Origin of the sequence: Streptomyces sp. NPDC008137 (assembly GCF_042957035.1) — a bacterium.
In the GTDB taxonomy this organism is placed as follows: Bacteria; Actinomycetota; Actinomycetes; order Streptomycetales; family Streptomycetaceae; genus Streptomyces.
In genome coordinates this window covers 542,169-553,685 of record NZ_JBIBHN010000002.1, presented here as the reverse complement: position 1 = coordinate 553,685, position 11,517 = coordinate 542,169, and the positions used below count along the sequence as shown (strand labels likewise).

Annotated in this window: 9 protein-coding genes; 2 read left to right on the top strand and 7 right to left on the bottom strand. The window is 69.1% G+C overall.

What is annotated here, in order from left to right; genetic code table 11:
• Positions 1-339 precede the first annotated feature (339 nt).
• A complete protein-coding gene (locus tag ACFZBT_RS06005; protein ID WP_391098848.1) occupies positions 340-1,767 on the bottom strand; it encodes an aldehyde dehydrogenase family protein in 1,428 nt (475 codons plus the stop codon).
• Positions 1,768-1,896: 129 nt separating this feature from the next.
• Here ACFZBT_RS06005 and ACFZBT_RS06000 point away from each other — a divergent pair, with 129 nt between their 5' ends.
• Together ACFZBT_RS06000 and ACFZBT_RS05995 are read left to right on the top strand one after the other, a co-directional pair.
• On the top strand, positions 1,897-2,487 hold the full coding sequence (locus tag ACFZBT_RS06000; protein ID WP_391098845.1) for a TetR family transcriptional regulator: 591 nt from the start codon (positions 1,897-1,899) through the stop codon (positions 2,485-2,487).
• Positions 2,488-3,024: 537 nt separating this feature from the next.
• Positions 3,025-3,798 (top strand): maleylpyruvate isomerase family mycothiol-dependent enzyme, encoded by a 774-nt coding sequence (locus ACFZBT_RS05995; RefSeq protein WP_391098842.1) that lies wholly within the window; start codon positions 3,025-3,027, stop codon positions 3,796-3,798.
• Between the two features lie 249 nt (positions 3,799-4,047).
• Here ACFZBT_RS05995 and ACFZBT_RS05990 read toward each other — a convergent pair whose 3' ends face one another.
• The 6 genes from ACFZBT_RS05990 to ACFZBT_RS05965 form a co-directional block, all read right to left on the bottom strand.
• Positions 4,048-4,605, bottom strand: coding sequence for a TetR family transcriptional regulator (locus tag ACFZBT_RS05990; protein ID WP_391098840.1), 558 nt, complete (start codon positions 4,603-4,605; stop codon positions 4,048-4,050).
• A gap of 247 nt (positions 4,606-4,852) precedes the next feature.
• Positions 4,853-6,151: a DUF3533 domain-containing protein gene (locus ACFZBT_RS05985; RefSeq protein WP_391098838.1), complete on the bottom strand. Its 1,299-nt coding sequence runs from the start codon at positions 6,149-6,151 to the stop codon at positions 4,853-4,855.
• A gap of 78 nt (positions 6,152-6,229) precedes the next feature.
• A complete protein-coding gene (locus ACFZBT_RS05980; RefSeq protein WP_391098835.1) occupies positions 6,230-7,525 on the bottom strand; it encodes an XdhC family protein in 1,296 nt (431 codons plus the stop codon).
• 46 nt (positions 7,526-7,571) lie between these two features.
• Complete coding sequence (locus ACFZBT_RS05975) at positions 7,572-9,815, bottom strand: molybdopterin cofactor-binding domain-containing protein (protein WP_391098833.1); 2,244 nt, start codon at positions 9,813-9,815, stop codon at positions 7,572-7,574.
• The gene (locus ACFZBT_RS05970) at positions 9,812-10,807 is read right to left on the bottom strand and encodes an FAD binding domain-containing protein (protein ID WP_391098831.1); all 996 of its coding nucleotides are present in this window, start codon (positions 10,805-10,807) and stop codon (positions 9,812-9,814) included. The genes ACFZBT_RS05975 and ACFZBT_RS05970 overlap by 4 nt, the downstream gene beginning before the upstream one ends.
• A complete protein-coding gene (locus ACFZBT_RS05965) occupies positions 10,804-11,328 on the bottom strand; it encodes a 2Fe-2S iron-sulfur cluster-binding protein (RefSeq protein WP_391098828.1) in 525 nt (174 codons plus the stop codon). The genes ACFZBT_RS05970 and ACFZBT_RS05965 overlap by 4 nt, the downstream gene beginning before the upstream one ends.
• Between the last annotated feature and the right edge of the window lie 189 nt (positions 11,329-11,517).

Here is an 11,517-nt window from a genome sequence, read left to right as displayed (position 1 = left end):
CGGCGAACTGACGGGCGAACTCCGCGCCGAGTCCAGCACTCGCCCCGGTGATCAAAGTGGTCTGGGTACGGTAGTCGATCTTCTTCATGGCGGTCGGGGACACGGCGCCCTCGCGGGTGCCACTTCCCCTGCTCCTTTCAATCCTTGCGACGGTCGGTGACCGTCATCGAGTGCTTCATCTGTTGCCGAGGCGGGCCCGGAGCCCACCTGGGCGATGGTCGTGACGTGTGAGGTGTCCCCGGTGACGAGAACGGGGCCGGTCAGTCATCGGGGCCTCCTTGCGGAGGCGTGGGCCTCGGCCATGTCCTGGCCGCTGCCCGGGCGGTAGTGCTGCCTTCTTCACCGGAGCAGGAAGTTGAGGAGGGTTTCGGTGCGCTTGTTGAAGGGGGCGCGCAGCATGCGGGTGGCGTTCCAGCGTCCCTGGACGTAGATGCCCTTGGGGTGGCTGAGCGTGCGGAAGCCTTCGATGCCGTGGTACTTGCCCATCCCGCTGGCGCCGACGCCGCCGAAGGGGAGGTCGTCCTGTGCGACGTGCATGATGGTGCCGTTGACGGTGACGTTGCCGGAGGTCGTGCGGTCGAGGACCTTGCGTCGGTCGGGGCCGCTGTCGCCGAAGTAGTAGAGGGCGAGCGGCCGGGGCCGTGCGTTGACGTAGGTGATGGCGTCGTCGATGTCGCGGTACCCGAAGATCGGCAGGATGGGGCCGAAGATCTCCTCGTGGGCGATGCGCATGTCGTCGGTGACGCCGAGCACGACGGTCGGTGCGAGGGTGTGCGGACGGCGGGCCGCGTCGCCCGGCCGGTGTCCGACCTCGATGATCCGCGCCCCGTGAGCGCGGGCGTCCTCTATCAGGCCGGTGAGGATCTTGTACTGCTTGTCGTCGACGATCGACGTGTAGTCGTCGCCGGTCGGGCCGTCGGGGTAGGCGGTCTTCACGAGTCTGTCGTAGGTGGCGATGAAGGCGTCGATCTCGGATTCGTGCACCAAGGCGTAGTCGGGCGCGATGCAGGTCTGCCCGCCGCTGAGAAGCTTGCCGAAGACGATGTCGGACACGGCCCGGTCGGTCACGTGTCCCTTGGCCACGATGGTCGGGGACTTGCCGCCGAGTTCCAGCGTGACGGGGACGAGGTTGTCGCTGGCCGCCTTCATCACGGCCCGTCCGACCTCGGTGCTGCCGGTGAAGACGAGATGGTCGAACGGCAGGGAGGAGAACGCGGAACCGTCGCCGCTGACCATCGTGACCTGCTCCGGCGGGAAGAGCTCGCCGAGCATCTGCGCGAGCACCGCGTTCGTCGCCGGGGTCAGCTTCGACGGCTTGAGCATCACGCGGTTGCCGGCCGCGATCGCGGTGACCACGGGCATCAGTGACAGGTTGACCGGGTAGTTCCACGGCGAGATGACGCCGACCACGCCGAGCGGCTGGTACTCGATGCGGTTGCTGCCGTTACGCAGCAGCAGCTCGATGTGGCGGTGGGTCGGACGCATGAACCGGCGAAGGTTGCGGTGCAGGTAGTCGATGCCCTGCACGACGCCCACGACTTCCATGAACGCGGTCTCGTGCCGCGAGCGATGTCCGAAGTCGGCGTCGATCGCCCCCTCGATGGCGCCGCGCCGGGCTATCAGCGCCTTCTTGAACCTGGCCAGATCGCTGCGCCGTGCCTGCAGGGAGGGCGCTCCGTCGCGGAGGTAGGCGGCGCGCTGGGTCTGGAGGATGTGCTGGAAGCGCTCCGCGTCGGTGGGCTGTGCGGTGACGTCGGTGATGGCCATGATCGCGTTCCTTAGCTGTTGATGAGAGCGGCGGGGACGGAGTCGGTGTCGCTCATGGCATTCACTCTACGCACATCTTTGCACTGAGTGCAAGTAGGTGCATGGCATGAGACGAAGTACCATCGGTGCATGACTCAGAAACCCGCCCCTATCCGGGAGCAGACCCGCTCCGTGGTCCGCTCCCTGCTGGCCCGGACCGCCATCGAGCTGTTCGCCGCCAAGGGCTTCGACAACACGACCCTCGATGAGGTCGCCGCCGCCGCGGGCGTCTCCCGGCGGACCCTGTTCAACTACTTCCGCAACAAGGAAGACCTCGCGCTCAGCGGCCTGGACGAACAGGGCGAACTGATCGCCGCGCGCCTCGCCGAGCGCCCGGCCGACGAGGACGCCTGGACCGCGCTGCGCGCGGCGTTCGAGGCCCTGGAGGAGATCGACATACCGGCCGAAGGGCGCCTGGAGTTCATCACGCTGCTGTTCGGCAACGACTCCCTGCGCGCCGGGCACGCCGAGAAGCAGGGCCGCTGGCAGGACCTGTTCGCGCCGCACATCGAGCCGCGACTGCCCGACTCCGACCGCCGCACCCTGCAAGCCCGCGCGATCGCAGCCGCAGCGATCGTCTGCATGCAGGCAGCCAATGAAGAATGGGTACGCCTGGGCGGACAGGCCGACATGTTCGACCTCTACGACACCGCCGTAGAGGCCATCCGCCGCCCCACCTGAAACCGGCCGCATCCAGCACCACCACGCTCGTCGACGTGGGAAACAGGGACCGGACCGAAGCGCCTTACCGCACCCGGCAGGACCGCCCGATCCGGCCGCCGTGAGCCGCCTGGCCATTCGACGCGGTCGAGCTGGAGAAGGAGCCGTCCCTTAAGGGGCAACGTGGTGCGCTTCCACATCCGAGGGACCTCCACGTGGGCGGCCGGATCGACTTCGGTGCCATCGCCCCGGTGGGACGCGCAGCCACGTGCCGGGCAACGCTTGTTGCCGGACCGGCAGGGGCGGGTGCGGCGGTTCGCCCAACGGCCTGGGCGATTGCCCGGACCGGTGCACCGGGACCGACTCCCACGCGATCGCATCGGCCAAGGCGCCCTTCTCGCCCAGGGAGCCGTGGAGCTCGTTCCTGACCGAGACGGCCCCTTCGCCGGGCGGACCCGATCATGAACGCCGTACCCCCGATAAGTCCTTCAGGTACAGGCGGGAGCAGGACAGGCAGGGCACTGGACAGGAAGTCCGAGCGCGGACACGATCGCGTTCATGACACCCGAGGATGCCATTGTCGCCACTGCCGACCGGATCGCGGAGCTGCTGCAGGCGGGAGCCGACCCTCACACGCCACTGCGGGGCGCAGAGTGGACGGTGGGGGAGGCGGCGGCGCACCTCGCGCTGGCAGGGAAGCTGATGGTGGCCATCGGGACGGGTGAGGAACGCCCCTACGGCGATGGGACGCCCAGCGGCCTCGCGGCAGCCAACCGGGCGGCTCTGGCCGCCTTCCCGCAGCGGGATCCGGAAGTCCTCGGCGCGGAGATCGCGGACACGGCCCGGGCCTTCGTCGCGGCCGCGGCCGGCCGCAGTCCGCTGGAGGCGGCGCTGACGCCGATGGGGCCGATGTCCACGGCCACCCTGGGCTCGTACCTGCTCACGCATCTGCTCGGGCACGGATACGACATCGCGGTCGCGTTGCGCGGGCCTCACATGGTCAACCGGGACGTGGTCGCGTTCACGCTGCCCTTCATGCGACTGGCCATGCCGCGTGCAGTGAACGCCGGCGCGGCCGACCACTGTGCGTGTTATCTGTTGCGGATCGGCCGCGACCGCTTCGCCGTCACCTTCTCGGACGGCATGCCCACGGTCACCGACGCCCCGCCCCGCCGGCCCGACTGCACGATAGCCATCGACCCCGTCGCCTTCCTCCTCCTCGCCCTGGGCCGCTGGACCGCCCCCACCGCCATGGCCCGCGCCAAGGTCGTCGTCTGGGGCCGCAAACCGTGGCTGGGCCTGCGCTTCCCGCTGCTCTTCACAGCGCCATAGACGAGCGAGCAGACTGCAGATGCAGGGATACGCCTTCGTGGCGGCCGCCGGGATGCAGGGCGACAACCTGATCAGGAGATCGGCCTGGGCCGGATGAAGACATGGGAACACTGGGCGCTGGATACCGATGCCGACCGGACCGCACGTTTCTTTGCTGCGGCATGCTCGGTAACACTTTCGCCGCCACCGGACTCCCCCGGTGCGGGAAAGAGGCCAGGAGACCAGGAAGCCTTCCGGAAGAACGAGGCGTCAGCGCACGCCTGCCGCATCCAGCAGGGTGACCACCGTGGGGGCGAGAAGTCCCGTCATGGTGTCGGCTCCGCTCCCCGCACGGGCGCCGGCGCCGTCAAGGATCAGGGTCAGCTGCCGGGCCAGCAGATCAGGGTCGCTCGCACCGCCGCGATCGGCCTCGGCACGGAAGAAGGCGGTCAGATTCGCCTTGATCCGGTGTGCCACCTGGCTCGCAGGGTGATTCTGGTCCTTGAGCTCGATCTGCACAGTCAGGTACCGGCAGCCTCGGAAGGCGGGCGCGCCCGCCTGCGACTCCAGTTGCTCGAAGACGTGCAGGATCCGCTCGCGGGGGCAGCGGCCGTCGTCCGCCGGAGGCAGGAGAGTGGCCACGAAGGGGGCAGTACGCTCCTCCAGGCTTGCTGCCAGCAGGTCGTCCTTGCTGTGGAACAGCTGGTACATGGAGCGCTTCGACACTCCCGCCGCCTTGCACAGCGCGTCGACGCCGATATTGACGCCGTCCCGGTAGGTGAGCGTGGCCGCCGCCTCCAGCAGGCGCTCTCTGGAAGTTGACTTCACTTCGGTGGTCCTGTCGTGAGGTTGACTCGCATCGGACGCATGGGAAACCGATCGGCCTTCAGGGGTGTAGGGAACCGGCGGCGCCTTCCGGGGGCTGAAGTCCGCTCAGGGCTCGGCGACGGTTCTCCCGGGAGAAGGCCCGTCGCCGAGCCCTGATGGTGTGCACGCCCCTCGTCCCCACGGGGGCGGCACACGGGGGGCCACTCCGCTCAACGGCCCCGTCCTGGGGGAGGCGGAAGGAGTTCCGCTACACCGGGGTGGCGTTCTTCTCGGGCTCGGTCTCGACCGGGATGCGGTGCAGCCCCTTGCGGTCGTACCACCCCAGCACGCCGAAGCCGAACAGGGCGGCTGCCACAAGACCGACGGCCATCATCACCCAGCCCCGGGTCAGGCCCGCGTCGCCCTGCGCGCCGTAGTAGAGGATCGCGCGGATGCCGTCGGCGATCTGCCGCAGGGGCTCGAACTCCGCGAGGAAGCGGTAGAAGCCGGGCAGCGCCTGGATCGGCGTGGTGGCGTTGGCCGTGGGCACCGCCATCCCGATGAAGACCAGTGTGGCCACCAGCATGCCGGGGGTGCCGAAGACGGCGAGGAGGGTGAGCGCGCCGATCCCGGAGACCGCGACGGCGCAGACCGAGTACAGCCACAGCAGCGGCAGGTGCGAGGCGTCCATGCCCATGATGCCGACCGCCCCGACCATGACCAGGGTGCCCATCAGGAGGGACAGGGCCGCCATGAGGGTGCTGCTGATGGCGAGGGTCTGCACGCGGGTGGCCCGGATCAGCGGGCGGTGCAGGCGCAGCGGGCCCAGGTCGTTGTGGGTGTAGCCGAGGGTGTGGTCGACCTGGCCGCTGATGACGTTGGCGGAGAGCATGCCGACGACCACGAGGGCGAGGGCGTAATAGAACGCGGTGAGGCCCAGGCCGCTGTGCGAGTCGAGGGGATGGCCGTCCTTCACCGTGACAGCGGCCGGATCGGCGAGCAGGACGCGTGCCGCGGCGGGCAGCTTCTCCTGCGCGGGTCCGATCTGGGCGGTCAGTTCCTTGCCGATGTGGAGCGAGGCGTTCTCGGCGGCCTGCGTCGTCGCGACCCGCGCCAGGCTGGAGCCGAGGCTGCCGGCGGACTGGTTCGTCAGCACCGTCAGCGTCGGGCGGGCCGGAGTCCCGGCGGCCGTGGTGCCGGTCAGGGCGGCGACCGAGGACGTGAAGTCGGCGGGCACGACGAGCGCGCCGTACAGCTTGCCCTCGCCGAGTTCCTCCTTCACCTCCCGCTCGTCCATCACCTTCCAGTCGATCTTGTCCCCTCCCGCGGTGGACTTACTGATCGACTCGGTGATCTGGGCGCCCAGGTTGACCTGCTTCCCGCCGACGGCGGCTCCCTTGTCGGCGTTGACCAGGCCGACGGGCAGGTTCTTCATGTGGCCGACTGGATCGATGTTGGCGCCGACGTACAGCACGGCGAACAGCAGCGCGAGAACACCCGTGATCACGCCGCTGGCGATCCACAGAGCTCTGGCGCGCAGCACGCGGAAGGGGTGAATTCCATTCATGACTACTCCGGCCTGGACAACACAGTTACATCGGGAGAAGACCGGACGGCACCATCGCCGGACCGGGAACCTGCAGACTCAAAACCCTTCAGCACGCGAAGGCAACCGTGGATCACGGCCTCGGCCGCCCCCTGAAGGGAAACCGACCGGTTTCCCGTAAGTAGTAAACCGATCGTTTTCGTTATTCAAATCGACCACCGCCGTCCCCGGGAAGGCCCCGTCTTGATCACTCGCGCTGATCACCCCCAGTCGGCGGGCTTCGGCGTCGTGATGGATCGGCGTGTGTGACTCGCTCAGGGGCAGGCCTGTACCGCCGTGGCGGACGGCGACGATCTCGGCGGCGATGGACAGGGCGGTCTCCTCGGGCGTACGGGCGCCGAGATCGAGGCCGATCGGTGAGTGCAGGCGGGTCAGTTCAGAGTCGGTCAGGCCGATTTCGCGGAGCCGGCGGTCGCGGTCCTCGTGGGCGCGGCGGGAGCCCATCGCGCCGATGTAGGCGGCGGGCAGTCGCAGGGCCGTCTCCAGGAGGGGTACGTCGAACTTGGCGTCGTGGGTGAGGACGCACACCACGGTGCGGCCGTCGGTCGGGGTCCGGTGGAGGTAGCGGTGCGGCCAGTCGACGACGATGTCGTCGGCCTCGGGAAAGCGGGTCCGGGTGGCAAAGACGGGGCGGGCGTCGCACACGGTGACGTGGTAGCCGAGGAACTTGCCCACGCGTACCAGGGCCGCGGCGAAGTCGATGGCGCCGAAGACGAGCATGCGGGGCGGCGGCACGCTCGACTCGACGAGCACGGTCAGGCCGGTCTCGCAGTGAGATCCGTCCTGAGCGATCTCGAAGGTGCCCGTGCGGCCGACGTCAAGCAGGGAGCAGGTTTCGTCGACGGCGGCGCGGTCCAGGTCCGGGTGTCCGCCGAGTCCGCCTTCGAAGGAGCCGTCGTGACGGACCGCCAGCGCCCGTCCCAGAAGCTCTGCCCGGCCGCGCACCACGCGGGCAAGTGCCACCGCCTCGCCCCGGGCGGCAGCCGACAGCGCCGTCTGGAGTGTCTTCCTACCGGGTCCGCCGGCGGGCACCGGGGTGACCAGGATGTCGAGGACACCGCCGCAGGTCAGCCCGACGGCGAAGGCGTCCTCGTCGCTGTAGCCGAACCGCTCGCGCACCGTCTCGCCGTCGACGAGCGCCTGCATGCACAGCTCGTAGACCGCGCCTTCCACACAACCGCCCGACACCGAGCCGACGGCCGTGCCGTCGGCGTCGACGGCGAGCGCGGCGCCCGGCCCGCGCGGTGCGCTGCCGCCCACGGCCACGACCGTGGCCACCGCGAACTCCCGACCCTCCTCAAGCCATCGGTTCAGCTCGTCAGCGATGTCCAGCATGGGAGTTGCTTTCTCGTCGTGTCGCGGTGCGCAGACCGGGCCGGCGTCAGAGCAGCTTGTCCAGCGTGATCGGCAGGTCCCGGATCCGCTTGCCCGTCGCGTGATACACGGCGTTCGCGATCGCGGCCGCCACGCCGGTCGTGCCGACCTCGCCCAGCCCGATGATTCCCAGCGGCATCGTCTTGTCCGGTTCGTCGAGCCAGGCGACGTCGATCGGGGGGATGTCGGCGTGGACGGGCAGGTAGTAGGAGTCGAGGCCGGCGCTCATGGTGCGTCCGTTGCGTGGGTCGATCAGGCTCTGCTCCGACAGCGCCATGCCGATGCCCGTGACCACGGCCCCGCGGAGCTGGCTGGCGGCGGTCTTGGGGTTGATGATGTGGCCGACGTCGAACATGCCGAGCCAGCGTGAGATCCGCAGTTCGCCGGTGTCGGCGTTCACCCGCACCTCGCAGAACTGCGCGCCACGGGCCGCCTTGGACCAGCGCTGGTCCTTCAGGAAGTTGGTCAGGAAGCGGCCCTGACTGCCCAGCGCACCCAGCCGGGTGTCCGACCCGACCGAGGCCTCCAGGACCGGGGTGCCCGCTGCCCACAGGGCGGCTGCCGGTTCCTGACCGCTCGTGCCCGTACGGCGGGCCAGGGCACTCACCTTGCGGTTCAGCTCGGCGCACGCAGCGAGGAGGCTGGTGGCGACCGTCGCCGTTTGGTTGGAGTTGCCGGCCATCGGGCCGGTCGGCAGGGCCGAATCGCCGTACTCGACGTGGACCTTCTCGAACGCGATGCCGAGCGCGTCCGCGGCGATCTGTGCCTGTACGGTCGCGGCCCCCATGCCCATCTCGTGGAAACCGCACTGCACGAGCACACTGCCGTCGTCGCTCAGTCGTACCTTGACGTCGGCGACCAGGCGAAGGGTCGGGTGGAAGGCGGCGGCCGTGCCCATGCCGACGAGCCACTCACCGTCACGCATGGAGCGGGGTTCGGGATCGCGGTCCGCCCAGCCGAAGCGTTCGGCACCCCTCTCGAAGGCTTCACGCTGCATGCGCTGGGAGAACTTCTTGCCGCCCGTCGGATCCTTTGTGGGCTCGTTGCGCAGCCGCAAGGCGATCGGGTCCATGGACAGCTCGTAGGCAAGTTCGTCCATGGCGGATTCCAGTACGAAGCTGCCGATCGCCTCGCCGGGGGCGCGCAGCCAGGTGTTGGGCATCAGATCCATGGCGACGAGGTTCTGCCGGGTCAGCATGTTCTCTGCGCCGTAGAGGTGCCGGGCCGGTGAGCTGGTCGCCTCGAGCAGGCCTCCGGCCGAGCCGGTGCGGGTGATGCTGTCTTGGATCAGCGAGGTGAGCCGGCCGTCGCGGGTCGCGCCGAGCGCGATCCGGTTGGTCGAGGCGGTGCGTCCACCGGTGGCGCGGTTGACGGCCGTGCGGCTCAGTGCCAGGCGCACGGGCCGCCCGACAGCCTTCGCCGCCATCGCCGTGATAACCGTGCCCGGCCAGACGGCGAACTTTCCGCCGAAGCCGCCCCCTAGGAACTCGGCACGGACACGGACGTGGGACGCCGGCACACCGAACCGCCAGGCCAGGTAGTGGCTGGTCTGGTGGATGGACTGGGTGGTGTCGTGCACCGTGAGGTGGTCACCGTCCCAGACGGCGACCGTCGCGTGCGGCTCGATCGCGTTGTGCTGCAGGCCGGGCGTGGTGTAGCGCAGGTCGAGCGACACCTCCGCAGCGGCCAGCGCCGCCTCGGCGTCGCCCTTCTTCTTCATGCCGGCGAAAGTGAGGTCGCCCTTCGCCGGGGTGGCGTTGGACTGCTCGATGGCGAAGTCCACGCGCGCGGGCAGCAGGTCGTAGGTCGCTTCGACAAGGGGGGCCGCCTCGTTCGCCGCCGCGGAGGTCTCCGCGATCACGACGGCGATCGGCTGGCCGTCCCAGAAGACCTGATCGGTGTTGAGATAGTCGACGTCGGTTCCCGAGACGTCGGGTCCCAGGTTCAGCACGATGTTGAGTTTGCGGGGTGGTTTGATCCTTGGCGCGTTGAGGTGGGTGAGGACCGCCAGGACGCCGGGCACCGCGGCCGCCGCGGCCGTGTCGATGCCGGTGATCGTGCCACGGGCGACGGTGGCATGGACCAGCTTCGCGTACGTGAGGTTCGGGTAGTGGTGCTCGGCGGAGAACCGCACCGCCCCGGTCACCTTCGCGTGGCCGTCTCGGCGGTCCACCGGCTGTCCGACCGCTCTCCCCACGGGTACGGAAGCGTCCGCGCCGGGGTCGGAGCCTGTCCAGGTGCGTGTGGTCACGATGCGCTCCGCTCGGCGTTGAGTGTCCGCAGCACGGCCACGACCGTCCGCTGGGCCAGGTCGATCTTGAAGGCGTTGTCGGACTGGGGCAGGGCGGGGGCGAGTTCCGCGGCGGCGGCCCTGGCGAAGTTCTCGTCGGTGGCTTCGGCGCCGAGCAGCAGCTCTTCCGCAACGCGTGCCCGCCACGGCTTGGTCGCGACCCCGCCGAGTGCGAGGCGAACGTCGGTGACCACACCGTCCTTGACAGCGAGCGCGGCGGCGACGGAGACGAGGGCGAAGGCGTAGGACGCGCGGTCGCGGACCTTGCGGTAGCGCGAGTGGGTCGCGACCGGAACCGGCGGCAGCTCGATGGCCGTGATCAGTTCGTCGGGGGCGAGGACTGTCTCGATGTGGGGGGTGTCGCCGGGCAGCTGGTGGAAGTCGGCGACCGGGATACGCCGGATGCCGCGCACGCTCTCCACCTCGACGACGGCGTCGAGCATCACCAGCGCCACCGCCATGTCCGAGGGATGCGTCGCGATGCAGTGCTCGCTCGACCCCAGGACCGCGCTGCCGCGGGAGAACCCGCCGATCGCGTCACAACCACTGCCGGGCACACGCTTGTTGCAGGCGGATGCCTCGTCGTAGAAGTACATGCAGCGGGTGCGCTGCAGGAGGTTCCCGCCGACGGTCGCCATGTTCCGCAGCTGGGCCGAGGCTCCCAGCAGGATCGCCTTGGCCAGGACCGGATAGCGGGTCCTGATGAGGGGGTCCGCGGCGAGCCGACTGTTGGACACCAGTGCGCCGACGCGGATGGTGCCGTCGGGGAGTTCCTCGATCCCGGTCAGCGGCAGGCGGGTGATATCCACGACCGTCGCCGGGTGTTCGATGCCCTCACGCATGAGGTCGACGAGGTTCGTCCCGCCCGCGAGGAATTTCACGTCCTCGCCGTCCGCGACCGTGCGCAGCGCCGTGCCCACGTCCGGGGCGCTGAGGTAGGAGAACGACTTCACTTCGCGACCTCCTTGATCGCCGAGACGATGCCGTTGTAGGCGCCGCAGCGGCACAGGTTGCCGCTCATCCGTTCCCGGATCTCCGTCTCGTCCAGCTCCCCGCCGGTGTCGGCGAGGTGCTCGGTGGCCGCGCTGGGCGCGCCTTCCTTGTGTTCGGTGAGCATCCCGATCGCCGAACAGATCTGACCCGGCGTGCAGTAGCCGCACTGGAACCCGTCCGTGCGGACGAACGCCGCCTGCAACGGGTGGTCGACCCCTTCGATGGTGGTGATCTCACGGCCCTGGTACTGCACCGCCAGCGCGAGGCAGGCGTTGATCCGCCGGCCGTCGACCAACACCGTGCAGGCACCGCACGCACCTTGGTCGCAGCCTTTCTTGGTACCGGTCAGGCCCAGGTACTCACGCAGCGCGTCGAGCAGGCTCACCTGCGGCGCGACGTCCAGCCTCCGGGCGGACCCGTTGATCCGCAGCTCGATCTCCACCGTGTCATTCCTCCGGTTCACCCGAGGGCTCGTTTTCATGGGGGGCCATCAGGCACATAGGGCCAGGACCAGAGGGACTCCGCTCCGCGGACTTCGGAAACCGCCGACCGGGGAGCCGAATCATGAGAGGAGGTCCATGATCTAAAACAGGAACGTAGCAGTTCGACCTCTTACTCGCATCACTCTTGTCGCAACTTTACTTTTCCATGCATCAACAGTGATGCAAAT